Here is a 26182-nt window from a genome sequence, read left to right as displayed (position 1 = left end):
AAACCGGAGCTCGCGGCCCAAGCCGCTCCTGCAGGGGTCAGGCAATCCGTCGGCCGCCAGCGTACACCGCCGCAGCCAGCGATCCACCCAGCCAGTAACAAAGCTCCGCTGGCTGGCGAACGCGCCAATGCACGAAATCCGCGCGCATGCCGGCACGCAGCGCGCCGCGATCGCCGAGTCCGAGCGCGCGCGCGCCGTTGGCCGTCGCGCCGCGCAGCGCTTCCTCGGGCGTGAGCCGGAAATGGGTGCAGGCCAGCTGCATCGCCTGGCGCAGCGACAGCAGCGGCGACGTGCCGGGATTGCAGTCGGTGGCGACCGCCATCGGCACGTGCCGCGCACGGAACTCGCCCAGCGGCGGCAGGTGTGTCTCGCGCAGCACGTGGAACGCGCCCGGCAGCAGCACCGCGACCGTGCCGGCCGCTGCCATCGCCGCGACTCCCGCCACCGACGTGTGTTCGACGTGGTCGGCCGACAGGCCGCCGAATTCCGCCACCAGCGCCGCGCCGTGGCTGTCGCTGAGCTGGTCCGCATGCAGCTTGACTGGAAGCCCCAGCGCGCGCGCCGCCTCGAACACCCGTCGCGTCTGCCCGGGCGTGAAGGCGATGCGCTCGCAGAACGCATCCACCGCGTCCACCAGCCCTTCGGCATGCAGCCGCGGCAGCCATTCCACGACCGCATCGATGTAGCCATCGGGATCGCCGGCGAACTCCGGCGGCAGTGCGTGGGCGCCGAGGAAAGTGGTGCGCACCTGGATGCCGAGTTCGTCGCCGATCCGGCGCGCGACGCGCAGCATCTTGCGTTCGTTGTGGAAGTCCAGGCCGTAGCCGGACTTGATCTCCAGCGTGGTCACGCCGTCGGCGAGCAGCGCGCGCGCGCGCTGCAGCGATTGCGCCAGCAGGTCGTCCTCGCTGGCGGCGCGGGTGTGGCGCACCGTGGACACGATGCCGCCGCCGGCGCGCGCGATCTGCTCGTAATACGCGCCCTGCAGGCGCTGCTCGAACTCGCCGGCGCGATCGCCGGCGAAAACGGCGTGGGTGTGGCAGTCGACCAGGCCCGGAGTGATGCAGGCGCCGCCGGCATCCACGGCATCGCCGGAAAATTCGGCCGGCAGCTGCGCGCACGGGCCGGCGAAGCGGATGATGCCGTCGCGCCAGGCAAGCGCGCCGTGCTCGACCAGGCCGTAGCCGGCATCGCCGTCGAGCGTGACCAGCGTCGCGCCGGTGATCAGGCCGTTCCCGGCCGCATGCCCTGGCTTGTCCATGCGCCGATTGTAGCCGTCGCGTTTCGCCCGTGGGCGCGCGAGAATGGCCGCATGTCGACCTCCACCTCCCGGATCCAGCGCACTCCCGAGGGCTGGCGCGCCCGCGGCATCGCCAACCTGCATTCGCATGCCTTCCAGCGGGCCATGGCCGGCATGGCCGAGCGCCAGACCAATCCGGAGGATTCGTTCTGGACCTGGCGCGAGACCATGTACCGCTTCGCCGCGCGCTTCGATCCCGACACCCTGCGCGCGGTGGCCGCCCAGCTCTATGCCGAGATGCTTGAAGCCGGCTACACCAGCGTGTGCGAGTTCCACTACCTGCATCACGCGCCCGACGGCCGGCCCTATGCCGACCCGGCGGCGATGTCGCGGGCGTTGGTCGCCGCCGCGCGCGACGCCGGCATCCGCCTGACCCTGCTGCCGGTGCTGTACATGACCGGCGGCTTCGACGGTCGCGCGCTCGGCGAGCGGCAGAAGCGCTTCGGCCACGACGTCGACGCCTACCTGCGCCTGTTCGAATCGCTGCACGCGGGGCAGGACGACAGCCTGCGCGTCGGCTGCGCGCTGCACAGCCTGCGCGCGGTGCCGGCCGATGCCATGCGCGAGGTCATCGCGGCGCTGCCCGGCGATGCGCGCCTGCACGTGCACATTGCGGAGCAGCTGGGCGAAGTGCAGGACTGCCTCGCGATCCGCGGCGCGCGACCGGTGGAATGGCTGCTGGCCAGCACCGACGTCGACGCGCGCTGGACGCTGGTGCACGCCACCCACCTGACGCCCGAAGAAACCCGCGGCATCGCCGCCAGCGGCGCCACCGTGGCGATCTGCCCGACCACCGAGGCCAACCTCGGCGACGGCCTGTTCCCGCTGCGCGCCTACCTCGATGCCGGCGGCGCCTGGGGCATCGGCTCGGATTCGCACATCTCGGTGTCGCCGGTCGAGGAGTTGCGCTGGCTGGAATACGGCCAGCGCCTGGCCACCCATCACCGCAACATCGCCGTGCGCGCCGGTTCGACCAGCGTCGGCGAAACGCTGCTGCACGACGTGGCGGCAAGCGGCGCGCGATCGACCGGATTCGATGCGGACGGTGACCACATCGTGCTGGACGCCGCCGCGCCCATCCTCGCCGGCGCCACGGATGACGACGTCGCCGACCGCTGGATCTTCAGCGGCAACCGCAACATGGTGCGAGAAGTGGTGGTGAGCGGCGAGCGCGTGGTCATCGACGGCCACCACCGCGACCGCGACGCCATTGCGTTGCGCTACGCCAGGGCCATCGACGCGCTCCTGTAACCGGCATCATCTGCGCAGGAGCGCCCCATGGGCGCGATCGATCTCCGCGCACGTGCTCACGGCATCGCGCCCATGGGGCGCTCATGCGGGTTTGCGAACCGTTCCCGGCGCTGCGTTCGCCCGGCCTACGGGAACAGCGCGTTCAAACGCGCATAGTCGAGCGCATTGGCCGATGCCGGCGCGAAATCGCCGCCAAGCCACGCCCTCACCGAGGCTTCCGCGGTGCCGTAGGCATGCTTGAAAAACGCGGGGCCCGCGCTGATCCGCCTCACGCCTGCCTGCGCCAGCGCGTCCACCGGGGCCAGCCCCGGCATCGCCATCACGTTGATCGCAAGGCCCGGCACCGCGGCGACGATCTTCGCCGCATCCTCCGCCGAGGCCAGCCCCGGCACGAAGCCACCATCGGCGCCGGCGTCGCGATAGGCAACGAGCCGTTCGACCGTCGTCGCAATCGCATCGTCGCCGCTGGCCATCCCGCGCAGGTACACGTCGGTGCGCGCGTTGACGAACAGCGGCGCGGCGCCGTCGGTCTCGCGGATCGCACGGATCTTGTCGACCAGCAGCGTCGGCGGGTCGCCACCGTCCTCGAGGTTCACGCCAATCGCGCCGGCGGCGACGATTTCGCGCATCAACCCCGCCACCGCGCGCGGATCGTCGCTATAGCCGTCCTCGGCATCCACGGTGACCGGCACCGACACCACGCGCAGGATGCCGCGCAGCGAAGCGAGCAGTTCCTCGCGCGGCAGGCGACCGCCGTCCGCATGGCCCAGTGCCCAGGCAACCGCCGCGCTGCTGGTGGCGATCGCCGTCGCACCGGCCTCCTGCCACAGGCGCGCGCTGGCGGCATCCCAGGCGTTGGGCAGCATCAGTGGCACGTCGGTGTCGTGGAGCGCGACGAACTGGGCGTGGGGTGAAAGTGTCATGGGTCGCTCCGTTGTGATGTTGTCGTGCGGCGGTGGCAACTCCGGTTCATGCGAACAAGTCTCCGCCCGGCAACGCGCCTTCCAGCGTGAGCAGGAACTGCTTGGTCGGCAACCCGCCGCCGAAGCCGGTCAGCGACCCGTCGGCGCCGATCACGCGGTGGCAGGGCAGCACGATCGGGATCGGGTTGCGCCCGTTCGCCGCGCCCACCGCGCGCACCGCCTGCGGCTTGCCGATGCGGCGCGCGATGTCGCCATAGCTCCAGGTCTGCCCGTAGGGGATCCGTGCGAGCGTCGACCACACCTCGCGCTGGAACGGCGTGCCGACCGGCTGCAGCGGCAGGTCGAACGCCCGCAGCGCGCCGCTGAAATAGGCGTCGAGCTGCGCGCTGGTTTCGCGCAGCACCGCGTTGTCGCCGTGTTCGAGCACCACGCTGCGCGGCAGCGGATGACGCGGCGTGCTGAACCAGATCAGGCGCAGGGAGTCCTCGTCCGCGCCCAGCAGCAGCGGCCCGACCGGACTGGGGACCTGCTTCGCAACGAGGTTCACGGATTCGTCCTTCCGGTCCGGGTGCGTCGCAGGGAGCCATCGCAGCGCGCAGGCAGGCGCTGCGATGCCGCAGGCACGGGGCCGCCGCGCTTCGACACCGGCGTGCGCTTTGCCGTGGCGGCGACCGGGGCCGCCATCGCATCACGCCACAGCTGCAGCGTCGCGTAGCCGCGCCACGGCCGCCATGCCTCGGCGCGCAGGGTGAGCGCTTTCGCGGTCATGCGCGAACCGTCCAGCGGCACCGCCTTCTGCAGCACCAGGTCGTCGGCGGGAAACGCGTCGGGATGCCCGAGCGCGCGCAGCGCGATGTAGTGCGCCGTCCACGGGCCGATGCCGGGCAGGGCGGTCCAGTGCGCGACGAAATCGTCGAGCGTGCGCTCGACGCGGAAATCCACGCGCCCGTCGAGCAGCGCACGCGCGATCGTGCGTACCGTTTCGGCGCGCGTGCGGGTGATGCCGATGTCGGCCAGGTCCGCATCGGCCAGCGCCGCGGGCGTCGGGAACAGGTGCGCCAGGCCGTGCGCCGCGTGTTCGGCCGGCAGCGGCGTGCCGAAGCGCTGCGCGATGCGCGCGGCGAACGTGCGCGCAGCGGCCACGCTCACCTGCTGGCCGAGGATCGCCCGCACCGCGATCTCGAACCCGTCCCAGCCGCTGGGCAATCGCAGTCCCGGGCGCTTGCGCAGCAGCGGCCTGAGCCGGGGATCGGCCGACAGCGCCATCGCAATCGCGCGCGGATCGGCGTCGAGGTCGAACATCCGCCGCAGCCGGCCGACGATGTCGAACAGGCGCGGTGCCAGCGGTGCGTGCAGTTCCAGCTTCAGCGCATGTTCGCTGCCGGGCCACGGGCCCACCCGCAGCCAGCCCGGCGCTGTACCGGGGCCGTCGCCGGCAACCACCCGCGCGTAGCCGTGGTCGTCCACGTGCTCCACGCCCGGCAGCGCGCGCCCGCGCAGGAAGCCCAGCATCGACTCGAAGTCGTAAGGCGGGCGATAGCCCAGCCGCAGCGTCAGTGCACCGGCGTGCTGCGCGTCGCTCGCCGCGGCCGGGCGGCGGCGCAGGTCGCGCGGCGCTATCCGGTAGGCGTCCTTGAACGTGGCGTTGAACCTGCGCAGGCTGCCGAAGCCGGCGGCGAGCGCGACATCGGTGATCGGCAGCGCGGTCTCGGTCAGCAACTGCTTGGCGAACAGCAGGCGCCGCGTGCCGTGCACGCCGACCGGCGACGCGCCGAGGCGCTCGACGAACAGCCGCCGCAGCTGTCGCTCGCCGAGGTTCACGCGTTGCGCGAGCGCCGACACCGGCTGCCCGGCCAGCGCACCCTGCTCGATCAGCTTCAACGCACGCGACACCGCCGCGTCACCGCGCCGCCACGCGCCGTCGGATGGCGACAGCTCCGGCCGGCAGCGCAGGCAAGGCCGGAATCCCGCCGCTTCGGCTGCGGCCGCGTTGCGGTAGTAGGTGATGTTGGAAGGTTTCGGCGGATGCACCGGGCACACCGGCCGGCAGTAGATGCGCGTGCTGGTCACGGCGATGAAGAACAGCCCGTCGAAGCGCGGATCGCGGCTCAGCCGCGCCTGCTCGCAGACGCGGCGAGGGGGCAGGGCGGTGGATTCTGGCGAGGGCATGCGCTGCAGGCTAGCACCGCACCGGCGCACGGACTCGCCGGATTCGGACATCGATGCCGCGACCGCCTGACTGCAGGACCAGGGGTGCGTCGGGGATGCAACCCCGACCTATGAAGCCGACGGACCTCGCAACGTCCGCAGGTCGGACCCGCGCGCCCGATGGCGCTTGATCTTTGATTGCCGGGGATATCCGGTCAGTCGAGGACGTAGCCCCGATCTACGGCGCGGCTTCGCGCAGTGCCGGCAGCAGCGGCGCGATGTTGCCGTCGTTCGGCGCCGGGGCAATCCCCAGCAGCCGCGCCAGCAGCGGATACACGTCGACGTTGTCGAACGCGGGGATCTCCGCGCCCTGCCGGAACGCCGGCCCGCGTGCGACGAACAGCGCGCGCATCGACGGCAGCGCCAGGTCGTAGCCGTGCGAGCCGCGCGCATGGTCCGGTCGCCTGGCGATGTACTCGCGCGGCAGCGCGTCCCAGCCCTCGTGCATCTGGCAGACGATCGGCGGGATGCGCGGATGCGTGCCGTAATGCCAGCGCGCCGGCAGCTCGCCCTTGCGCCAGCAGTCGTAGCGCTCATGCGCGCCGAGCAGTTTCGCTTCCACCGCCGCCTCGAAGCCGGGGTTCGGCGCGATCCCGACCACCTGGCCGGCCGACACCACCTTCGCCTCGGCCATCGTCACCATGTCCTCCAGCGCCACCACGTGCCCCGGCAGGACCGTCGCCATGCCGTGGTCGGACACGATCACCAGGTCCACGCTGTCGAGCAGCCCGCGCGCGACCAGCCCGGCGCGCAGGCGCCCAAGTGCCGCGTCCACCTCGGCAAGCGCCGCGCGTGCCTGCGGCGAATCGGGGCCATCGTGGTGACCGGCCGTGTCGACGATGTCGAAGTACAGCGTGACGAGCGCCGGCCGCGTCGACGGCGGCGCGTCCAGCCATGCCAGCACCTGGTCCACGCGCGCATCCGAGCCGACCTCCTTGTCGAACGGCCGCCACTGCGTCGGCTGCACGCCGCCGATCGCCGCCTCGCTGCCCGGCCAGAACATCGTCGCGCTGCGCAGCCCCGCCTCCTGCGCGGTGACCCAGATCGGTTTGCCGCCCCACCAGCGGCGGTCGCCCACGGCCTCGCGGTCGGACAGCGAGAAATCGCCGAGCGCCGCATCGTGCATCCGGTTGTGGACGATGCCGTGGTGGTCGGGACGCAGCCCGGTGACGATGCTGTAGTGGTTGGGGAAGGTGAGCGATGGGTAGGAGGGATTCATCCAATGCGCGCGGACGCCCTCGCTGGCGATGCGCGACAGGTTCGGCGCCAGGCCGGCGTCCAGGTAGTCGGCGCGGAAGCCGTCGATCGACACCAGCAGCACCGGCGCGCGCGCCGCCGTGGCGGCGGGTGGCGCGGACGGCGGCGTGGACACGCACGCGGCAAGCGTGCAGGCAAGGACAAAGGCGAGGAGGGGGGCGAGTAGACGTCGGATCCTGGGCATCGCGACAGGATAACTGCCATTCGATGACAGCTGCCCGCGAGCCGTGCCATCAGGCACATGCCCACGCCGCGCGGCGCGCACACACTCGCGCCAAAACCAGCCGGGGAACGTCCATGACGCACATGCCGAAGTCGTCGCGCCTGCTTGCCACGCTCGCCTGCCTGGCGCCCCTGCTGGCCTGCGCCGGCGAACCGCCGCCGCCCGAGCCCGCGATGGCGCTGTCGGCCAGCGAATGCGAGGTCTGGGAGCGCGAACTGGGCTTCGCGCGCTCGGTGGCGGAGCACGACGCCGCCGCGTTTGCCGGGTTCGTCCATTCCGGCGCGGCCTTCGGCGCCGGCCAGGCCGCGCCACTGCGAGGGCGCGCCGCGATCGTCGCCGAGTGGAGCGGACTGATCGAAGGCAAGGGCGTGCGGCTGTCGTGGTATCCGGCTCGCGTCACCATCGGCGCCGCGCCCGACGTCGCCTGGTCGAGCGGCCCGGCGCTGTTCGAATGGCCGGACCGCCCGCCCGCGCAGCGCTACGCCATCGGCACCTACCATTCGGTCTGGATCCGCGATGCCGACGGCCGCTGGCGGGTGCTGTTCGACGAAGGAGCGGGCCGCGCGCCGGCCGATGCCGAGGCCGCGGAACGCTTCCGCGCACAGGCTCCGCGCGCGTGCCCGGCCGCCGTCGCGCCGACGGCATGACGCGTCCCTGAATGCACCGGCACGTCCTGCGACGGCTGCTTCCCCGCGGGCGTATGTTGGGTAAACGGGGCTGCACTGCCCCGCACCCGACCCCACGGAGGTGTGCCATGAAACGTCTGCTTGCCGTCCTCATCGCCGGTGGATTCGCGTCCATCGCTTTCGCGCAATCGGCGCCGGCCGAACAGGGCCTCGAACCGGGAGCCGCCGCCATCGGCACCGAGGCCAGCGATGCGCCGGTCAATGATCGCAACTGCCTGCGCCAGACCGGTTCGATGATCACCGCCAGCCAGAACGCAAAGGCGCGACGCACCGGCAAGGCGGAGAAGGAATGCGCCAACGCCTTCGGTCGCGCCTACACCCGCGAGGACATCGAACGCACCGGTGCCACCGACGTGGCCCAGGCGCTGCGGATGCTCGACCCCGCGATCCACTGACCCTTGCCCGCATCACCGACGCCCGGTACTGCCGGGCGTCGTCGTCATCGGCGAGCCAAGCCGTCGCCGCGCGCGCCAGCCGTGGCTGCACGGGCCGCCGCTACTGTTCGAACACCGCAGTCTCCGCCGGATAGTCCACCGTGATCCGGAAACTGCGGAACGTCTCGCCGCCCAGCGCGCCATCCACAGGCATGTCCATCCACTGCGCCATGTACTCGTGGAAGGCCTTATCCGGCCGCGCCGAGAACCACGCCGGCCCGGTGCGGTAACCGGCCACTTCGACGGCGGGCACCTGGATCATCGCCATCCCGGCGTCGCCCTTGTCGATCGTCGGCCAGTCGGGATGGCGCTCGCGCCAGCGCTGCATCACCTCCATCGTGATGAAGTTGCCCGCGCGCTCGCGCACCAACGCATCGCCCAGTCGCTCCGCCGCGGCTGCGTCGAGGCGGAACGTCGCGCCGGTGTCGAACAGGAACTGCAGCTCCTCGCCGTCGATGCGCGCGGCGATGCGCGGGAAGTGCGTGGTGTGCCTGCCCTCGTCGTCGCGCTGGAAACCCAGCTTTACCACGTGCGCCGGATCGGCCTCCGGCAATGCGCCGTCGGGCAGCAGCCGCAGCGTGCCGGCGCGGTAATCCCACTCCCAGGCGCGGCCGCCGAACCACGGCGCGCCGAGCATGCCGTCGAACGTCAGGCCCGGCTGCGGCGACACGATGGGCAGGGTCGCGTCCGGCGCGGACTTCGGCGGCAGGACCCCCGCGCCCGCGTAGCGCGGCCAGGGCGTGGTGCCGGCGAGCTGCTCGCCCGGCTCCGCCTCGTACGCGATGCCGAGTTTGTCCGCACCGGTGGTGGTGAGGTTCATGCCGCCGCCGGTGTCGGTGAACAGATGCAGCACCTGGCCCGACGGCGCCTGTGCATCGATGAAGAACCGGTGGTGCTGCATCCGCGCCGGCAGCGGCTCAGGCGGAAGCGGCGGCTCAGGTTGCACGTCACCAGCCATCGCGGCGAATGCGGGGGCGGCGAGCAGGACAAGGCAGGCAAGCGAGCGGGTCATCGGGTTGCTTCCGAAGGCGGGAGCCGCAGTGTGCCGTGCGTACCGCGCGTTAGCGCTTGCCGATGGTCAGGGTGACGATGGTCCTGCCGTGGCAATGCCGTCGCGCCGCGCCGCGGTCGGCGCAGCGCTGCGGTGGCTTCAGTCGAGGAAGCCGGGAAACGCGGGCAGCGCGGCGAGGTCCTCCGGCCAGTGCTGGATCACCAGCCGGCCGTGGTGCGTGGCCAGCAGCTGCCGCACCCGGTCGAACGAAGCCATGGTGTCCGCGCGGTCGACGTTGAACGACGGAATGCGGCCCTGCTCGAAGTTGCTGCGCGAGTGGTACAGGTCGCCCGACAGGATCACCGTCCCCGCGTTGCGCAGCTGCAGCAGCAACACCCGATGCCCCGGCGTGTGCCCCGGCGTGCGCAGGATGCGGACGCTGCCGTCGCCGAACACGTCATGGTCGCCCTGCATCGCCACCTGCGGCGCCGGGAAATCCTTGAAGTGCGCGGCGACCACGGGCGCTGGCGTCGGCGTGGCCGATGCCCACGACAGCTCGGTCGGATCCACCAGCCAGGTGGCCGCGGGGAACTGCGCCAGGTTGCCGGTGTGGTCGAAATGCATGTGCGACAGCGCCACGAAGTCGATGTCGTCCGCCGCGACTCCAATGCGCTGCAGCTGCGACTGCAGCGTCACCGGCACCTTGAAGCGGGCGCCGTCCTCGCTGCGCACGTGGCCGGGCAGGGCATGGATCGCATCGCCCAGGCCGGTATCCCACAGCAGCGTGCCCTTCGGGTGCCGGACCAGGTAGCACGGTTCGACCAGCGTGCCCGGCTGCCCGGCGTAGCTGTCGTCGTCGGCGAACATGCCCATGTCATCGAACTCGATCGTGCCGCAGTCCAGCGCATACAGGCGCAGTTGCGTCCCGGATTGGGGCGCCGGCTCGGCGGCGCGAGCGGGCGCGACGGCCAGCAGCATGGCCAGCAGCAGGAACAGGGTCGAACGCACGGCAGTTCTCCGATCCGGAAAGAGGTGCGCAGCGTATTCGCTGCACGAGGTGCGTGCCGCCGACACTGAATCCAACAGGTGGGATAATCGCCGCCTGCCACTGCCACGGAGCCGCCATGCCTTCCCGTCACGATCCCTCGCGCACGATCCGCGCACCGCGCGGCGACCAGCTCAGCTGCAAGTCGTGGCTCACCGAAGCGCCGTACCGGATGATCCAGAACAACCTCGACGTCGAAGTGGCCGAGAACCCGGCCGAACTCGTCGTCTACGGCGGCATCGGCCGCGCCGCGCGCGACTGGGACTGCTATGACGCGATCCTCGAATCGCTCAAGCAACTCAACGACGACGAAACCCTGCTGGTGCAGTCGGGCAAGCCGGTGGGCATCTTCCCCACCCACGCCGACGCGCCGCGGGTGCTGATCGCCAACTCCAACCTCGTCCCGCACTGGGCCACCTGGGAGCACTTCAACGAGCTCGATAAAAAGGGCCTGATGATGTACGGCCAGATGACCGCCGGCAGCTGGATCTACATCGGCAGCCAGGGCATCGTGCAGGGCACCTACGAAACCTTCGTCGAGATGGGCCGCCAGCATTACGGCGGCAGCCTCACCGGCAAGTGGATCCTCACCGCGGGCCTGGGCGGCATGGGCGGCGCGCAGCCGCTGGCCGCGAGCCTGGCCGGCGCGTGCAGCCTCAACATCGAATGCCAGCAGAAGTGCATCGACATGCGCCTGCGCACCCGCTACGTCGACGAGCAGGCCACCGACCTGGACGACGCGCTCGCCCGCATCGACAGGTACACGAAAGCCGGCGAAGCGAAATCCATCGCCCTGCTCGGCAACGCCGCGGAGATCCTGCCGCAGCTGGTGCTGCGCGGCGTGCGCCCCGACGCCGTCACCGACCAGACCAGCGCCCACGACCCCGTGCACGGCTACCTGCCGGCCGGCTGGACCGTCGAACAGTGGCTTACCGAACAGAAGCAGCATCCCGAGAAAGTCCGCGACGCCGCCAAGCAGTCCATGCGCGTGCACGTCGAGGCGATGCTCGCCTTCGAGAAGCAGGGCATCCCGACCTTCGACTACGGCAACAACATCCGCCAGATGGCCTTCGACGAAGGCTGCAAGAACGCCTTCGACTTCCCCGGCTTCGTCCCCGCCTACGTGCGCCCGCTGTTCTGCCGCGGTGTCGGCCCGTTCCGCTGGGTCGCGCTGAGCGGCGACCCCGAGGACATTTACAAAACCGATGCCAAGGTCAAGGAACTGATCCCCGACGACCAGCACCTGCACAACTGGCTCGACATGGCGCGCGAACGCATCGAGTTCCAGGGCCTGCCCGCGCGCATCTGCTGGGTCGGCCTCGGCCAGCGCCACAAGCTCGGCCTCGCGTTCAACGAGATGGTCCGCAACGGCGAACTGAAAGCCCCCGTCGTCATCGGCCGCGACCACCTCGACAGCGGCTCGGTCGCCTCGCCCAACCGCGAAACCGAAGCGATGATGGACGGCAGCGACGCCGTCAGCGACTGGCCGCTGCTCAACGCCATGCTCAACGTGGCCGGTGGGGCGACCTGGGTCTCGCTGCACCACGGCGGCGGCGTGGGCATGGGCTACTCGCAGCACAGCGGCATCGTGATCGTCTGCGACGGCAGCGAAGCCGCCGACAGGCGCATCGCCCGCGTGCTGTGGAACGACCCCGGCACCGGCGTGATGCGGCACGCCGACGCGGGGTACGAGATTGCGAAGGCTTGTGCGAAGGAGCAGGGGCTGAAGCTGCCGATGGGGTAGGGGCGGGCTTGCTTGCCGGGATCCCTCTCTTAACGCCCTGCGGATGTGGGGTGTGGGACTCCACGCACATGGGCGCCACAACGCAATTCCTGGGAAGGGCAAGTGCTTGAATCGATGGCCAAGTCGATGATTCCTAGAGAATAATTCCTATTGCTATAGGAAAGCTGCGCGCGGGCATACTCGGCGCGATGCCTCTGGGGAGAGGCCGAATAGTAGTTTGCCATTTCTCAGCTATGTCGCATATCGGAAAGATCTTCCACAAGCTTGCGCCTGAGCGACTTCGCCTAGCATGGGATCGACGCAGTATTCAACGCGGCTACGGCAAAGGCATCGCAGCTTCCAGAAGCGAAAAAAGGCTGAATGATCTAGCGGAGCTTGAGGGCGCGTATCGTTTCGAAATGGAGTTGCAGCAGGAGCAAGAGGATAGCTTTCTAACCTCAAATCTCCTCCGTAAAGCCAGGCGCCTACGAGTCCCTATTCCTTACGTCAGAGATACTGACGGCAACGAGTCACCTCTTTGGTACGAGGGGCGGCAAACTGGCAGCTGGTATCTCAGCGACGGCGGTGTTCGTCATTTAAGGCGGGAGATCCGGCAAGAGATCAAGGAGCGCCATGAAAGCCGAACGCGCTATGTCGTCTGGCTGACCGCGTTGACCGGCATCACCGGCCTCATCGCAGTGGTACAGGCAAATGGCTAACAATTCGTTCAAACCGAACCCGCTTCACGGGTCGGCTTAACTCAAGCGTTAGCTGATGATGGGGAGATCGTAGCTAATGAAGATTAAAGCTGTGACGGTGAATCGATTTCGTGGCTACTCTAAGCCGGTTGTTGTCGGGCTTGACGATCTGTCCGTTTTGGTAGGCCGAAACGACATTGGGAAGTCGACGATTCTCGAGGCCCTAGATGTCTTCTTCAATGAAGGTAAGGGGTGCATCAAGATCGATAAGGAAGACATCAACAAGTCTTGTCTCGCCCGCGGGGAAGACCAAATCGAGGTCAGTGTTGAGTTCACCGAACTCCCGGCCGAGATCGTGATCGATTCCACCAACCGGACAACATTGGCGAGCGAGTACTTGACTACGGCACAAGGCACTTTGCACATTGTCAAGCGCTTCTCTCCATCGGGAAAAGAGCGAGTCTTTATCCGCGCCAGCCATCCGACTGCTGACGGCTGCGGAGATCTCCACCAAAAGAAAATCACCGAACTGCGGAAGGCTGTGGACGAGAAAGGCTTCACTTGCTCCGACAAGACACGGAGCGCGGAACTACGAAAAGCAATCTGGGCTGGTCACTCCGACCTCGCACTTAGTGAGTGCGAGATTGAAATTGCCAAGGAGGATACGAAGGCAATCTGGGATCAGCTCAAAGCTAAGATGCCATTGTTTACCTTATTCCAGTCGGACCGGAAGAATGCTGAGTCCGACGATGAAGTGCAGGATCCAATGCGCGTGGCAGTTCGGGAAATACTCGGTGACGCGGCAATTCGCGCGAATCTTCGGGAGGTTGCGGATAAGGTTCGAGCACGCTTGGAGGATGTTGCGGATCGAACTCTTGAGAAGCTGCGTGAATTGAACCCCCAACTAGCTGCTTCCTTGGAACCTCAGATACCTGACTCAGACGCGCTCAAGTGGTCGGACGTCTTCAAAAGCGTTGGAATATCGGGCGATCAAGGCATACCCATCAATAAGCGGGGCAGCGGGGTCAAGCGGCTTGTGCTAATAAGCTTCTTCCGCGCTGAAGCGGAGCGGCGACTTGCCGGAGCAGGAAATCGGCACGTCGTTTACGCAATCGAAGAGCCGGAAACCTCGCAGCATCCCGAGCACCAACGCGGCCTAACAGCCGCCCTAAAGGCGCTTTCGACTGCACAAGCTACCCAGGTTCTCTTCACAACGCACAGTCCCGAAGTCGTCAAACACTTGAGCTTTGACTGCCTCAGACTTGTGTCCAGCGGGCCGCAGGAGCGCGTGTCGCGCGTTCTGCCCAGTGAATTGCCTTACCCGAGTCTCAATGAGGTCAGCTTCTCCGCATTCGGCGAACCGACGTCCGAGTACCACGACGAGCTCTACGCGCACATAGAATCATCTGGCGACCTCGAGGCATTCCGGGCTACTCGACCAGTCGTGAATTACGTTCGCTTGTTGAGAAGTGGCTCGACACGCACGGAGCAAATCAGCAACACCGACTTCATTCGTCACCAGATCCATCACCCTGAGAATCCGCACAACCAGCGCTTCTCCCCTGCTGAACTCTATGACTCGATTGAAGCCATGCGCGCCTTCATCAAGGCTCAGCGGAACGCTGGCATCAGCTAGAAGAACGGAGTCATGTTCAGTTCCAATTGAATCGCAAAGAAAATATTCGGCAGTTGAAGTGCGCGGAGGTGGTTAATGGCTGCATCTGCCATTCTCTCTGGTGATGGGTCGCAAAGTTTGTGATCGGGAGCAGGGCTTCCTCAGTGCAGGCGCATACCCATCGCAATGACCTTGGGGATAGGTCGAGTTCGTAGCTAAGCTTCAACAACTAATCATGGGGGTACTGAAATGGGCAAGAGCATAGTTGCGATTGGAGCAGTTCTTATCTGTGTGTCCGGATGTGCAACCGTGAAGTATGGGGACAAGGATGCCGAGGCCATGCTTCGCAATCTGCAACCGATCCCTGGAAAAGTGAGTCTCTATGTTTGCCGGGAGAAAGCAGCCTTCGTCGGCGCCGGAAACCGCACTACCGCGGTAGTTGATGGCAATCCAATCGGAACATTGAAGCCGAGCAACTTCGCGCATACCGTCCTGGCGCCCGGGTCACACGACGTCTACATCGAGCACAATCCTGGCGGAAAGAGCGGCGTGCTGAAGATCGAGACGCTTGCCGATGAGGTGCCAATCCTTTGGGTCGGAATGACCGGCCACGGGTGGGGAGTACTGACTGTCGATCATTTCTCTACTCGAAGCGACGCCGAGAGTTGCGTCAGGCAGGCGCAATATGCAGTGCCGGCTGAGTAGGAGACGTTGGCCGACCATGCACAGAACGATTTCATTGAATCACTGTTTCCTAGCGGCGTTGGCTCTAGCGCTGGCAGGCTGCGTAAGCCAGTACGAGTATGGAGCCGCGCCGGATAGTGCGACGCTCAGGATTGTCGGGAATACAGCCAATTTCTTTACGGACGCTTATGAGAACGAGGGCTGCAAGCCAAACAGGAGTGGTGGGCGTTTGGCGACGTTCTACGGCCCGACGAAGGATGCGCCGTCTCCAGAGGCCGGGAAGACGGTGCTGATCCCGAGCGGGAAGCCATTCGTGCTGACCCACCGCTACATCGATGCGAGATTTGCGCAGAACAGGATCTGCAGCGTCACTGTCTCTTTTGTTCCGGAGCCGGGTGGGATCTACCAAACGTATTTTTATGTGGAACCGGAAGTCGAGGGTTGCGACACGCTCGTCTCGGAGGCAGGAGGCAGCCCGGGCGAGAGTGTTTCCTCCTTCAAGTACAACGAGAAACTCTGTCCAAGTGGATTGGATCGAGGAGCAATGAATCGCCAGCCGGTAAGAGTCAACTGGAAGGCAGACGTGCATTTCTCGCCGGCACGATAAGAACAGCGATCAGGGCATACGTTTCAGAAGATTGACTCGGGCCCCCCGTTTTTGCGCAGGGGCCGGACTTCCATGGAAAGATCATGAAGACACTCTTGATGTTGGCCATCATTGCAGCGGGCGGATCGGCGATGGCCGCCGAGCCGGTGGATTCGATACCCGACCAGTTCATCGGGGAGTGGAATGCCGACGTTGCGGACTGTGGCATCGGCAGGAACGACTCCATCCTGAAGATTGATGCCAACACCATTTCCTATTGGGAGAGCGTCGGTTTCATCCAGGCCATCGTTGTTCAAGGCCGGCGTGAAGTCGCGCTTATCGCCGACATGTCCGGCGAAGGAGAGGAGTGGCTTGCCACGGCGCACTTCAAGCTTTCCGAGGCAGGGGATGAGCTGGTCTCCATGGACGAGCGGGGCGGTGAGTTCGTCCGCTATCGCTGCCCGCGAAGCGAGTAGCGGCCTGGCAGTTCACTGAGCGGGAATCCCATCCCACGAAGATCTCGTAGGGCGGAACCCGCGAAGCGGATTCCGCCGAATGCCTGGACGTTGCCGAAATTGCTCGCTCATGCACATGCGGCGGAAACGCCTTCGGCGGTTCCGCCCTACGCTTGCTATGGATGTTGTTTTGCGCCCATGGCGCCTCGCAACTCGTGCTTCATGCGGCGGGCTTGAGTCCGGGCTGGAGGCAGGCGTTGCGCTATTCCAGCAATACCCGCTGCTGCGTTGTGGCGATCATCGCCGGAAGTCCATTGGCGGCCGAGACCAGGGTGGTCGCCATGGCGAGCGGTTGCCCGGAAGCGCGGACCCGCGTCGATGCTGCCGGCTTGAGCATGAGGCAAGGCGATTCGGCATTGCAGGGAGCAACGACGACAGGATCGCCCACGCACAGCACGGGCACGCCGGAGACGAAGACGCGCGGGTTGCCTGGTATCGGCGTGGCCTGGGTGCCATGAGCGCAGATCAGTACGGAGGCTGCGGTGAGAACGGGGCTGCCCATCAGATGATGTCCAGCGCGCCGTGGTTGATCGAGACAACTGGGCCGGACAACGCAATGCCGGCGCCCCTGCCGTTCTCGATGACGACGCCAGCCGGACCAATGACGATGCCGGCGCCGTCCTGCGTGCGCAGCGACAACGTATTGCCTGGCGCCGGGCTGCGCAGGGCTTCGGGCACGCGCGACGCATCCGTCCAGAACACGCCGCACCAGATCGGAAAATCGAGGTCGCCACGCTCGAACTCCACCCAGACCGAATCGCCGACCTCCGGCACGGCCGGCATTCCACCGGGCGGCAGGCAGGGCAATGCCCACGCGGAGGAAGCCATGCCGGATATGCCGTACACCGATACCTGCAGCCGTCCCAGCAACAGCGGATCGATGTTGCTGACGACCGTGCCGCGATACTTGCCATAGTGGGCCATGCCGCGTCCTCCAAGGGTGCGCCGCGATGATGCCGCAGCCTGTGCCCGGGGACCAATACGGAAGCCGGGGGCAGGCGCCGGAGCGCACCTCCCGCTGGTTTTGCAGGAAGTCGACTTCGACCCCGTTTCGCTCTTGTCTTGCCTGTTCTGTCGGCCAGCTCGGGTAATCTGATCCCGGACTCCAAAGCCGCCGGCTACTGAAAGCGGGGCGCCGGCGACGTGGCCCGGTCCGGGGCCAGACTTCCATGGAAAGATCATGAAGACACTATTGCTGTTGGCCATCATCGCAGCGGGCGGATCGGCGATGGCCTCCGAGTCGGTGGAGTCGATGCCCGACCAGTTCATCGGGGAGTGGAATGCCGACGTTGCGGACTGTGGCATCGGCAGGAACGACTCCGTCCTGAAGGTCGATGCCAACACCATTTCCTATTGGGAGAGCGTCGGCTTCATCCAGGCCATCGTTGTTCAAGGCCGGCGTGAAGTCGCGCTTATCGCCGACATGGCCGGTGAAGGCGAGGAGTGGCTTGCCACGGCGCACTTCAAGCTTTCCGAAGCAGGGGATGAGCTGGTCTCCGTGGACGAGCGGGGCGGTGAGTTCGTCCGCTATCGCTGCCCGCGAAGCGAGTAGCTGCCTGGCAGTTCACTGATCGGGAATCCCATCCCACGAAGGTCCGACGGGAAAGGTCAGGCCGATTCATCAAGCCTGCATCACGTTCCTGGTTTGCCAACAACCAACGCTTTGCCTATGGAAGATTCTGGCTTGGTGTCCCGCAAGCGCTTCTGGGCAGCGCGTGCCAGCTTCTTCCTGGCGTCTGCGGCTTGATCGCCTTCCAGAACATCACGTTTCAGCACTTCGTTGACGAGAACGGCTTGAACCTCTTCCGCTTCAATACGAATGTCGGGCGATAGCCTTCTCAACTCGCGACGAATCACCGATACCACCGGGTCGGACTGAAGCACCGCGGCGACGGAAAAGCGCGACAGTGCCTGCTTCTGGTCGCGATACTCGCCAAGTACTGACTTCTGCCAGCCTTCCTTGCACCACAGGAACAAGGTTTCCACGTCGTTCACCGAGCGGGGATTGAGTGCGCAGAAATCGATGTCCACGATCAGTTCCTGGCCGATCGGCTTTGCGAAGATGACGTGGTAGACACGCCATTGCGTGCCATTGGTCAACAGGACCCAGTCGACGCCCTGGTTGGCGGCGTAGTCGATAGCCTGTTTGGCATGATGATCTTTGAGGTCAAGGCCAATGGCCTTTACTTCGATCAGTGTCTGCAGCGTGCCTTCGATCTTGATGGCAAGGTCGCAGTAGGTTCCCCGTATCGCGTACTCCGACGTCAACTCGGAGTACTTGTCGTATCCAAATACATCCGCGAGCAGGTCCTTGATGATGGTGACCGTATCGGCTTCGCCGATATCGCGCGACTTCGCGCTCGCCAGGATCGGTTGATACCGTTTGATTCCTGCAACAAGTCGTTCGGCAACGCGTTTCGGTACGTTGGCCATCACATCTCTCCCCTGAGTGAATGCGAAACGAGCGCTTATCGATCCTACTCTCTAAGTCGCCGGGTGCCGCCGAGCCGACCGAGAGATTTTCTTACGGGCACACTTTTCAGAGCACCTGCTCGGGCCACTGTTTCGCTGTTCCGAACCGAGGGCGGCCTCAGACTCACTTCCCTTCTCCATTGATCCATTTGTTTGCGAAAGCCGATAAGCGAGTTTCGTCCCGTTATTGGACGCAATTGCGGGCTGCAGCAAAGGCTTCGTCTGTTCAAAGCTCTGGCAGCCATCGATGGCCTCTCGGACCCCGTCGTTGCGGTCCGCGACCCCGTCGATGGCCTCTTGGCGCCCATCGTTGCGGTCGACGGCCCGGTCGATGGCCTTCTGGACCCCATCGTTGAGGTTGCCGACCCCATCGGTGACCTCATGGACCCCATCACTTGGGGTTGCTGACCCCATCGATGGCCTTCCGGACCCCATCGTTTTGGTTGCCGACCCCATCGATGACCTCCTGGACCCCATCACTTGGGGTTGCGGACCCCATCGATGACCTTCCGGACCCCATCGTTGCGGTCGGCGACCCCGTCGATGGACTCCCGGACCCGGTCGTTGGCCTCGGCGACCCCATCATCGGCGTCGGCTGCCCTGTCATTGACCGTCCGGGCCCCGTCGCTGGCCTCCTGCAAGCCCATCCACGACTTCGCAGATGTCATCGCTGGCCTCGTGTACGGCGTCGGATACCCTTGCCACGGGTGGCGTCGGTTGATCGATACGCGGCCTGGCAGTTCGTTCAAGCCGGCGCCGCTTCGTGGCGCGAATCAACCCGGGCATCAGGCCACAGACCATGACACTCTCGTTCTCGATACTTTCCCAAGGCTTCGCGATCGCAAGGCTGGAGCCGGAGGCCGGCGTCCCGGATGCGGTGCTTGCCTCGCGCGAATTCATGTCGGTCACCAGGACGGATGACGAGCTGTCGATCGTATGTTCCGAAGATGCCGCAGCCGGCCTGAGCAAAGTTGACAGGCATTGGCGTGCGATCAGGATCCATGGCCCGTTCGCCTTCGACCAGACGGGCGTGCTGGCCGCGTTCCTCGATCCCCTCGCCAGCGCCTGCATCGGCATCTTTGCGGTCAGTACTTTTGACACGGACTACGTCCTGGTCAAGTCCGATAATCTGGAATCCGCAGTGCAAGCGCTGCAAGCGGCCGGCCACCGGTTCGTGGCCTGACCGTCCGTTCAAGCCGGGTGCGATTTGTTCCAGCGGCGAGATGCGGATTGAACCCGCTTTGCTGTGGACCCCGCTGCGCGGGTCGACCTGATCCGGGCATCAGGATTCGTCCAGGCATCACCGGCTTTCGAGCCCGGAACTCCCCACGACATCCCTTCATCGGAGATCCCATTGAGCTGGAACAAACCGATTCGACTGACCCACCGCTGGCTGTCCATCGTTTTCACGCTGACGGTCATCGCCAACTTCGTTGCCCGCGCACAGACGGGCGGCGCGGAGCCGTCGCCGTGGATCACCTACGCGCCACTGCCGCCACTTGCACTCATGCTGCTGACGGGGCTGTACCTGTTCGCGCTGCCCTACGTTGCCAGGCAGCGCCGCAGTGAGGCCTGACCGCATGGCAAGGGGGCAGGGTGCCGATCTCGTAGGGCGGAACCCGCGAAGCGGATTCCGCCGAATGCCTGGACGTTGCCGAAATTGCTCGGTCTGCACATGCGGCAGAAACGCGTTCGGCGGTTCCGCCCTACGCTTGCTGTTCGTGCTGCTCGCCGCGTGCCTGCCCGCCTGCGCGGCAGGCACGGGCGCCACGGGTTGCACGATCGAGGGCCCGGAGCCTCTGCTGCCGGAGACGGTGCGGCGGGTCGAACTGGGCATGACCATGGCGCAGCTCGAGGCGGTGCTGGGAAGCCCCGACTATTCGCCCGCCGAAGGGCAGTTCTACTTCGGCACGGGCGGAGACTGCCCGCTGGACGATGCCGGCCGCATGGCGGCGTGCGGGGTCGTGGCGGAGTTCCGCAGCAAGGATGATGCTGGCGACGCGGTGGTGTCCGGCTCGCTGCAATCGTGCTGGTGGGGAGCGATCGGCGAATGACGGCGTCACCGGGCAACAGGCAGCCGGCGGCGTGCGCGGCGCGCGGGCCTGGCCGGTAGCGGCCGGACGGCCGGCAGTGACGGCATGAGCCGGCGCGGGTGCTCGAACTGACGGCGTTTCGCCGCGCAAGCCGGTTGGGCCACGATGCCGGGGGCGGGTTGATCGAAGGCATGGAGTCGGGTTCACTTCCCCGGCAATCGCAGCGCAAGGATCCGTTGGCATGGTGGCAGGGGCGTCTTTCCGATGAGGCTGGCCGGGCGCATCTCCGGCTGGAATGACGACAAGGGCTACGGTTTCGTCACGCCCCACGGCGGCGGCGAACGTGTCTTCGTCCACATCAAGGCCTTCCAGCCGGGCTCGCGGCGGCCGGCAGAGGGCGACCTCATCTCCTACGCGGTCACGCGCGATGCGCGCGGGCGCGGCAACGCGACCGGGGTGAGGTTCGCCGGGCAGCGGATCGAGCAGCGCAAGCCGAAAACACCGCCGGCGCGGATGCCGCGGATGCTGCTCGGGAGCGTGGTCCTGCTTGCCGTCGTGCTCGGCACCGCGCTCGGCTTCCTGCCGCTGGTGGTTGCGCTGGCCTGCCTGCTGCCCAGTTTCCTGTCGTACCTGATGTACTGGACGGACAAGGAGGCGGCCCGGCGCGGTGCGCAGCGGATCCCCGAGAGCACGTTGCACCTGCTCGACCTGCTGGGCGGCTGGCCCGGCGCGCTGGTGGCGCAGCAGCAGTTCCGGCACAAGACCGCCAAGGCGTCGTTCCAGTTCGCGTTCTGGTGCAGCGTGCTGGCCAACATCGCGATCGTGGCGTGGCTGGTCCGCAGCGGGATTGCGCGCTCGCTGACGGACGCATTGCTGGGGGTCTAGCGCCGCGCGGATGCCGGGAAGGTCCCTCGGCACGGCCCATCAAGGGCACTGGCGTTCAGGGTAATCTCCGGGCCTGCAGAAACAGGAGTCGAATGCATGCCCCATGTCGCCATCACCCGCGCGGTGAGTCGCGCCCTTGAGCGCTGCGAGCTGACCCACCTCGAGCGGCGCGCGATCGATGTCGAGCTGGCGCGCACGCAGCACGCGGCCTACGAACGGGCCCTGCGCGAGGTGGGCTGCGAGGTGCGGCAGCTTGCGGAGCAGCCTGCGCTGGCCGACTCGGTGTTCGTCGAGGACACGGCGGTGGTGCTGGATGAAGTGGCGGTGCTGACGCGCCCCGGGGCCGAGTCGCGGCGCGGCGAGGTCGAGTCGATGGGAGAGGCGCTGGCGCCGCTGCGCGAGCTGCGGCGCATCGAGGCACCGGGGACGCTGGACGGTGGCGACGTGCTGCGGCTGGACCGCGTGATCCACGTCGGCGCGTCGGCGCGCAGCAACGCCGAGGGCATCGGGCAGCTTCGCCAGCTGGTCGCGCCGTTCGGCTACCGCGTGGAGGCGGTGTCCATGCGCGGATGCCTGCACCTGAAAAGCGCGGTCACCCGGGTGGCGCCCGACCTGCTGCTGGTCAATCCGGATTGGGTCGATGCGCGGCACTTCGCCGGCTATCGCACGCTCGCGGTGGATCCGGCAGAACCCTTCGCCGCGAATGCGATCCTGATCGGCGGCACGGTGCTGTATTCGGCGTCGTTCCCGGCGACCGCCGAACGATTGCGGCGGGCGGGCATCGAGGTGCGCCTGGTCGACATGTCGGAGACGGAAAAGGCCGAGGGCGCGATGACCTGCTGCAGCGTCATCCTGGAGGCTTGATGGAGCGGTTCGGGGAGTAGAGTGTCGGCGCGGGACGCGGGGCGTGGGGCGTGGGGCGTGGGAAGGTGCCAGGGGCAATCCGGCTCCGGCCAACAGGGGGAAGCATCGTGAACAAGGGGATCATCGCGGCCGCGGCCGCCATCGTGTTCGTGTCGGGGATGGGCGTGGGCTATTCGGCCAAGCCCTCGCCGGCGCCGGCGCTGTATCACGGCAAGACCGGCCAGGAGGCAGCGCAAGGGCTGCTTGGACTGGCCACGAAGCAGGCCGGTGACGGCAGCTGGGAGCGCATCGCCGTGGGCCGCGTGTACTACCTCGGCGGACTCAAGGACCAGGGGCAGGCGATCTTCGACCAGGTGCTCGCGGGCAAGCACGATGACGGCGATGCCTACCGCATCGCGCGCGTGTACCGCGAGGCCGGCGAAGCGCAGAGGGCGAACGCGATGTTCGATCGCTACCTCGCCGACAACCGCGACGACGCGCGCGCGCTGTCCGAGATTGGCGCGTATGCCTTGCTCGACGGCAACCGTGAGCGGGCCGAGCAACTGTTCGATCGCTCGTTCGCCGAAGAACGCGACGACATGTGGGCCACCCTGCAGGCCGCCGGGGCGTACCTGGGCGTGGTTCCGCAGCAGTAGGCTTGCGGGCGTGTGGGGTGGAATCGCGGGCCGGATCCACCTCGCCGGAGGCCCGTTTCAGGCGTGATACCGCCGGGATTTCCCGGTGGTATGCTCCGCCGACCTGGCCCGCTCCGGGCAGTCCAAGAGGTGTTTGCCATGGGCACAGTCGTCGCTATTGCGCTTCTTACCTCAGCACTGGCTGCCACGGCACCGGGTGCCGCGATCGACCGCCCGGCGGCGCCCGCCAGGGACGCGTCGCTCAGGTTCGTTTCCCAGTCCGCGCTGCCCGTGGAAATCTTCCAGGGCCTGACTGCCGTGGACAAGCGGCCGCTCATCCTTGACCAGCGGGCCAGCACGCGCATTGCTTCGGGAACCCGGACTGTGTTCTACATCTGCCCCGACCAGCCGCAGCCGGCGGGTGGTTCGCGCCTGAGTTTCGACTTCCAGGCGGGCCAGGCGTATGAACTGGTATGCCGCGCCGGGCAACAAGCCGAAATCCGCCCTGCGCAGAATTGCTGACAATCATCCGGGCCGAGCCCGCCTTGCGGGCCGGCCTGACGCGGAGCCCGTCGATGAGCAGACTTGCAGCCGGTATTGTCCTCCTCGCCGTTTCGCTGGGGTGCATGGCCGAAGAACACTATTCGGATCGCTATTCCGCCTGCCAGGACAAGTCGGGCGGAGTGACCGTCGAGATGCTCGACTGCATGGCGGCGGAACTCAAGGCGCAAGATGCCAAGCTCAACCAGGCCTACAGGAAACTCGGCACCGGATTGACCGCGGCGCGCAAGCAGCAACTGGTCGCCGCGCAGCGCCTGTGGATGCAGTATCGCGATGCCAACTGCGGCTTCTATGCCGATCCGGACGGTGGCAGCCTGGCTCGCCTGGCCGCAAACGAATGCGTGCTGCGGGAAACGGCCGAGCGCGCCGCCGAGCTGGAGGCGCTGGCCCGGGGCAATGGTCCCTGATGGTTCAACGGATCGCCGGACTGCGTGCGCAATGACGGACGGGAAGACGCGCACATGGAGATGACCCGCTTCTCATGCGGCGGGCAGGCACCTGGGGAAGGTCTGATAGATCATTATTTGCTCGTCATCCCGCCTTCGCGGGAATGACGGCAATTGTTCAGGAATTCTCAGGCCGACGCTGGATGCCAGCTGCTTCCGGCATGTTGCCCGGGCATCCATGAAACCGTCATCGGCAGATGCATCCTGTGGCTGGGGTGGTACGGAGGAAGGCGATGGGCAAGGGCCGGCTGGAAGCGTTCAGCGATGGCGTCATCGCGATCATCATCACAATCATGGTGCTGGAACTGCAGGTGCCGCACGATGCCGCCTGGGCATCGCTGCTGCCGCTGCTGCCGGTGCTGCTCAGCTACGTGCTGAGCTTCGTATACGTGGGCATCTACTGGAACAACCACCACCACATGCTGGCGGCGTGCCGGCACGTGTCGGGCGGTGCGCTGTGGGCGAACCTGCACCTGCTGTTCTGGCTGTCGCTGTTCCCGTTCACCACCGCATGGATGGGCGAAAACCACTTCGCCGCCGCGCCCACCGCGGCCTATGGCGGCGTGCTGCTGATGGCGGCGGTGGCGTACTGGATCCTGCAGCGGACCCTGATCGGTCTGGACGGCGCTGGATCGGTGCTGCGGCGGGCGGTCGGCAGCGACTGGAAGGGCAAGCTGTCACCGCTGCTGTATGCGCTGGGCATCGCGTCCACCTTCTGGGCGCCGTGGTTCGCGCTGCTGTTGTATGCGTCGGTGGCGGTGATGTGGCTGGTGCCGGATCGCCGGATCGAAGGCGTGCTTCCCGGCATGCGCGACGGGCAGGCGCCACGCGGGGACGATTGATCGCCGCGGCTCCGGAAGTCAAGGGGCATTGCGTCGTTGCGGCTTGACCCAGGTCAGGGGATCGCGGGCACTGGACGCGCAGAATTCCTGCATCCAGTTCGTCCACCCCCGCATCCAGTGCGCTGGATGTCCAGGAGCCAGCAATGAAGCACGTTTCCATCCGCGTCCTGTGTGTCATCGCCCTTGTCACGGCCGCCATCGCGATGGCCGGGTTTGCCGCCGCGCAGTCCGATACCGGCGCCGACCGTAACGCGACGCAGCCGTTCTCGATGATGACGCCGTTCTGAGGATGGGGCGCCGCGCCTGAAGCGGTTTGCCATCAGCGCGAACGGGCTTGCGGGCAGCAGTCGCTCGCGGTGCCATGACTTCCCGCATGGGTCGATGCAGGCGCGTCGTGACTTATCGCACGCGCCGGCGCGCGCGTGCGGCACGATCATTCGGCCATCCATCGCTTCCCATGGGTCGCCATGCGCCACGCCGTCGCTGCCATCGCCTGCCTGCTCGTGTTCGCCGCCGGTGCGGCGCATGCCGGGCCGACGAAATCCCCGGAACTGTCGTCGCGGGAGTGCGGCCTGTCCACGCCCTACAACGTGCAGGTCGACGGTGGTGGCGTGTGGCTGTATCGCCACCGGGGATCGCCGAAGGAAATCTTCTTCCACGACGGCACGCTCAGCGTCGACCGCCGAGTGCAGGCGGTCAGCCAGGCCGACGCGCAGCGGCTGCGCAAGATGGAGGACGACGCGCGGGCGCTGATGCCCGAGGTCGCCGGCATCGCCCGCGAGTCGGTCGGCATCAGCTTCGACGTGCTAGCCGGCGTGATGCGCACGATGACCGACAGCGAGCGCAAGGTGCGCAAGGTCGAGCGCCATCGCGAGCGCGCGCTGGAACACATCGACGACAGCCTCGGCAACGGCCGCTGGGACCAGGACGTGTTCGGCGACACGTTCGAGGCCAACGTCGAGCAGGTCATCGAACAGGTGACCGGCAGCATCACCCGCAGCGCGCTGTGGGCGGTGTTCACCGGCCGCTCCGAACAACTGGAAGAACGCGCCGATCGCGTCGACCATGAGGTGAACCGGCTGGTCGAGGCGCGCAGCGCCGCACTCGAGCGCCATGCGCAGGCGCTTTGCAGCCAGGTCGTCGCCCTGCGCCGGCAGCAGGATGCGCTGGAGTACCGCTACCGCGGCGCGCCGCTGGTCATGCTCGAACCCGATGCGTCGTCGACGCCGGTCGCCTCGGTGCACGATGCCGGGGACGCGGCCAGGACCAGCGCGATTCCGGTCGCGGGGCAGTGAGCGGCGCGCCGCGGCGGATCCGGGGAAGGCC

General features: G+C 66.9%; 32 protein-coding genes. 21 read left to right on the top strand and 11 right to left on the bottom strand.

Annotated elements, in window-relative coordinates:
• Window positions 1–37: 37 nt before the first annotated feature.
• Window positions 38–1261 (bottom strand): imidazolonepropionase, encoded by a 1224-nt coding sequence (hutI, locus tag H570_RS0115470; RefSeq protein WP_027081552.1) that lies wholly within the window; start codon window positions 1259–1261, stop codon window positions 38–40.
• Window positions 1262–1312: 51 nt separating this feature from the next.
• Between hutI and H570_RS0115465 the strand changes: the two genes are divergently transcribed.
• Window positions 1313–2551 carry a formimidoylglutamate deiminase gene (locus H570_RS0115465; protein ID WP_051176476.1) on the top strand — a complete coding sequence of 413 codons (1239 nt, stop codon included), beginning with the start codon at window positions 1313–1315 and terminating at the stop codon, window positions 2549–2551.
• A 125-nt stretch (window positions 2552–2676) separates the two neighbouring features.
• On the opposite strand, the gene H570_RS17900 is transcribed toward H570_RS0115465, so the two are convergent.
• The 4 genes from H570_RS17900 to H570_RS0115445 all read right to left on the bottom strand — a co-directional run bounded on the left by H570_RS17900 (window position 2677) and on the right by H570_RS0115445 (window position 7123).
• Window positions 2677–3474 carry an isocitrate lyase/PEP mutase family protein gene (locus H570_RS17900; RefSeq protein ID WP_027081527.1) on the bottom strand — a complete coding sequence of 266 codons (798 nt, stop codon included), beginning with the start codon at window positions 3472–3474 and terminating at the stop codon, window positions 2677–2679.
• Between the two features lie 46 nt (window positions 3475–3520).
• Window positions 3521–4021, bottom strand: coding sequence for a methylated-DNA--[protein]-cysteine S-methyltransferase (locus H570_RS0115455; protein WP_027081526.1), 501 nt, complete (start codon window positions 4019–4021; stop codon window positions 3521–3523).
• Entirely contained in the window at window positions 4018–5643 is a 1626-nt protein-coding gene (locus H570_RS17895; protein WP_084500323.1) for a DNA-3-methyladenine glycosylase 2 family protein, read from the bottom strand. The genes H570_RS0115455 and H570_RS17895 overlap by 4 nt, the downstream gene beginning before the upstream one ends.
• A 217-nt stretch (window positions 5644–5860) precedes the next feature.
• On the bottom strand, window positions 5861–7123 hold the full coding sequence (locus tag H570_RS0115445) for an alkaline phosphatase family protein (protein WP_027081525.1): 1263 nt from the start codon (window positions 7121–7123) through the stop codon (window positions 5861–5863).
• Window positions 7124–7236: 113 nt separating this feature from the next.
• Here H570_RS0115445 and H570_RS0115440 point away from each other — a divergent pair, with 113 nt between their 5' ends.
• The gene (locus H570_RS0115440; RefSeq protein ID WP_156900019.1) at window positions 7237–7809 is read left to right on the top strand and encodes a YybH family protein; all 573 of its coding nucleotides are present in this window, start codon (window positions 7237–7239) and stop codon (window positions 7807–7809) included.
• A gap of 107 nt (window positions 7810–7916) precedes the next feature.
• Entirely contained in the window at window positions 7917–8243 is a 327-nt protein-coding gene (locus H570_RS0115435) for a hypothetical protein (protein ID WP_027081523.1), read from the top strand.
• A gap of 100 nt (window positions 8244–8343) precedes the next feature.
• On the opposite strand, the gene H570_RS17890 is transcribed toward H570_RS0115435, so the two are convergent.
• Together H570_RS17890 and H570_RS0115425 are read right to left on the bottom strand one after the other, a co-directional pair.
• Window positions 8344–9294 carry a pepsin/retropepsin-like aspartic protease family protein gene (locus tag H570_RS17890; RefSeq protein WP_156900018.1) on the bottom strand — a complete coding sequence of 317 codons (951 nt, stop codon included), beginning with the start codon at window positions 9292–9294 and terminating at the stop codon, window positions 8344–8346.
• Window positions 9295–9432: 138 nt separating this feature from the next.
• Window positions 9433–10281: an N-acyl homoserine lactonase family protein gene (locus tag H570_RS0115425; protein ID WP_027081522.1), complete on the bottom strand. Its 849-nt coding sequence runs from the start codon at window positions 10279–10281 to the stop codon at window positions 9433–9435.
• Window positions 10282–10397: 116 nt separating this feature from the next.
• Between H570_RS0115425 and hutU the strand changes: the two genes are divergently transcribed.
• From hutU to H570_RS0115405, 6 genes are all read left to right on the top strand, one after another.
• Window positions 10398–12062 (top strand): urocanate hydratase, encoded by a 1665-nt coding sequence (gene hutU / locus H570_RS0115420; RefSeq protein WP_027081521.1) that lies wholly within the window; start codon window positions 10398–10400, stop codon window positions 12060–12062.
• Between the two features lie 233 nt (window positions 12063–12295).
• A complete protein-coding gene (locus H570_RS19030) occupies window positions 12296–12760 on the top strand; it encodes a hypothetical protein (protein ID WP_156900017.1) in 465 nt (154 codons plus the stop codon).
• Window positions 12761–12836: 76 nt separating this feature from the next.
• On the top strand, window positions 12837–14375 hold the full coding sequence (locus H570_RS0115415) for an ATP-binding protein (protein ID WP_027081520.1): 1539 nt from the start codon (window positions 12837–12839) through the stop codon (window positions 14373–14375).
• 318 nt (window positions 14376–14693) lie between these two features.
• Window positions 14694–15059 carry a hypothetical protein gene (locus tag H570_RS0115410; RefSeq protein WP_156900016.1) on the top strand — a complete coding sequence of 122 codons (366 nt, stop codon included), beginning with the start codon at window positions 14694–14696 and terminating at the stop codon, window positions 15057–15059.
• Between the two features lie 16 nt (window positions 15060–15075).
• Window positions 15076–15645 (top strand): hypothetical protein, encoded by a 570-nt coding sequence (locus tag H570_RS19025; RefSeq protein ID WP_156900015.1) that lies wholly within the window; start codon window positions 15076–15078, stop codon window positions 15643–15645.
• 83 nt (window positions 15646–15728) lie between these two features.
• Window positions 15729–16100, top strand: coding sequence for a hypothetical protein (locus H570_RS0115405; protein ID WP_027081518.1), 372 nt, complete (start codon window positions 15729–15731; stop codon window positions 16098–16100).
• A 241-nt stretch (window positions 16101–16341) separates the two neighbouring features.
• On the opposite strand, the gene H570_RS19020 is transcribed toward H570_RS0115405, so the two are convergent.
• Window positions 16342–16641, bottom strand: coding sequence for a hypothetical protein (locus H570_RS19020; protein WP_156900014.1), 300 nt, complete (start codon window positions 16639–16641; stop codon window positions 16342–16344).
• The gene (locus tag H570_RS0115395) at window positions 16641–17063 is read right to left on the bottom strand and encodes a phage baseplate assembly protein V (RefSeq protein ID WP_027081517.1); all 423 of its coding nucleotides are present in this window, start codon (window positions 17061–17063) and stop codon (window positions 16641–16643) included. The genes H570_RS19020 and H570_RS0115395 overlap by 1 nt, the downstream gene beginning before the upstream one ends.
• A gap of 256 nt (window positions 17064–17319) precedes the next feature.
• Here H570_RS0115395 and H570_RS0115390 point away from each other — a divergent pair, with 256 nt between their 5' ends.
• The gene (locus H570_RS0115390) at window positions 17320–17691 is read left to right on the top strand and encodes a hypothetical protein (protein ID WP_027081516.1); all 372 of its coding nucleotides are present in this window, start codon (window positions 17320–17322) and stop codon (window positions 17689–17691) included.
• Between the two features lie 80 nt (window positions 17692–17771).
• Here H570_RS0115390 and H570_RS17885 read toward each other — a convergent pair whose 3' ends face one another.
• Complete coding sequence (locus tag H570_RS17885; protein ID WP_051176474.1) at window positions 17772–18572, bottom strand: type I restriction enzyme HsdR N-terminal domain-containing protein; 801 nt, start codon at window positions 18570–18572, stop codon at window positions 17772–17774.
• Window positions 18573–19087: 515 nt separating this feature from the next.
• Window positions 19088–19279 carry a hypothetical protein gene (locus tag H570_RS0115375; protein ID WP_027081514.1) on the bottom strand — a complete coding sequence of 64 codons (192 nt, stop codon included), beginning with the start codon at window positions 19277–19279 and terminating at the stop codon, window positions 19088–19090.
• Window positions 19280–19410: 131 nt separating this feature from the next.
• Here H570_RS0115375 and H570_RS0115370 point away from each other — a divergent pair, with 131 nt between their 5' ends.
• From H570_RS0115370 to H570_RS0115320, 11 genes are all read left to right on the top strand, one after another.
• Entirely contained in the window at window positions 19411–19794 is a 384-nt protein-coding gene (locus tag H570_RS0115370; RefSeq protein ID WP_027081513.1) for an ACT domain-containing protein, read from the top strand.
• Window positions 19795–19965: 171 nt separating this feature from the next.
• Window positions 19966–20187 carry a hypothetical protein gene (locus H570_RS0115365; protein ID WP_027081512.1) on the top strand — a complete coding sequence of 74 codons (222 nt, stop codon included), beginning with the start codon at window positions 19966–19968 and terminating at the stop codon, window positions 20185–20187.
• Between the two features lie 136 nt (window positions 20188–20323).
• Window positions 20324–20665, top strand: coding sequence for a hypothetical protein (locus tag H570_RS0115360; protein ID WP_027081511.1), 342 nt, complete (start codon window positions 20324–20326; stop codon window positions 20663–20665).
• A 243-nt stretch (window positions 20666–20908) separates the two neighbouring features.
• Window positions 20909–21529, top strand: a complete 621-nt coding sequence (locus H570_RS0115355) for a DUF1294 domain-containing protein (RefSeq protein ID WP_027081510.1) — start codon at window positions 20909–20911, stop codon at window positions 21527–21529.
• Between the two features lie 96 nt (window positions 21530–21625).
• On the top strand, window positions 21626–22393 hold the full coding sequence (locus H570_RS0115350) for a dimethylarginine dimethylaminohydrolase family protein (RefSeq protein ID WP_027081509.1): 768 nt from the start codon (window positions 21626–21628) through the stop codon (window positions 22391–22393).
• A 107-nt stretch (window positions 22394–22500) separates the two neighbouring features.
• Window positions 22501–23028 (top strand): tetratricopeptide repeat protein, encoded by a 528-nt coding sequence (locus tag H570_RS0115345; protein WP_027081508.1) that lies wholly within the window; start codon window positions 22501–22503, stop codon window positions 23026–23028.
• A gap of 138 nt (window positions 23029–23166) precedes the next feature.
• Window positions 23167–23529 carry a hypothetical protein gene (locus H570_RS0115340; RefSeq protein ID WP_156900012.1) on the top strand — a complete coding sequence of 121 codons (363 nt, stop codon included), beginning with the start codon at window positions 23167–23169 and terminating at the stop codon, window positions 23527–23529.
• Window positions 23523–23975, top strand: a complete 453-nt coding sequence (locus H570_RS0115335) for a lysozyme inhibitor LprI family protein (RefSeq protein WP_211219129.1) — start codon at window positions 23523–23525, stop codon at window positions 23973–23975. Before H570_RS0115340 ends, H570_RS0115335 begins: the two co-directional genes overlap by 7 nt.
• A 272-nt stretch (window positions 23976–24247) precedes the next feature.
• The gene (locus H570_RS17880) at window positions 24248–24856 is read left to right on the top strand and encodes a TMEM175 family protein (protein WP_051176473.1); all 609 of its coding nucleotides are present in this window, start codon (window positions 24248–24250) and stop codon (window positions 24854–24856) included.
• A 143-nt stretch (window positions 24857–24999) separates the two neighbouring features.
• Window positions 25000–25143: a hypothetical protein gene (locus H570_RS19015; protein WP_156900011.1), complete on the top strand. Its 144-nt coding sequence runs from the start codon at window positions 25000–25002 to the stop codon at window positions 25141–25143.
• A 180-nt stretch (window positions 25144–25323) separates the two neighbouring features.
• Entirely contained in the window at window positions 25324–26151 is an 828-nt protein-coding gene (locus H570_RS0115320; RefSeq protein ID WP_027081505.1) for a DUF2884 family protein, read from the top strand.
• Window positions 26152–26182 lie beyond the last annotated feature (31 nt).

Source organism: Luteimonas mephitis DSM 12574 (genome assembly GCF_000422305.1).
Taxonomy (GTDB): Bacteria; Pseudomonadota; Gammaproteobacteria; order Xanthomonadales; family Xanthomonadaceae; genus Luteimonas; species Luteimonas mephitis.
This window is presented reverse-complemented; position numbering and strand designations above follow the sequence as displayed.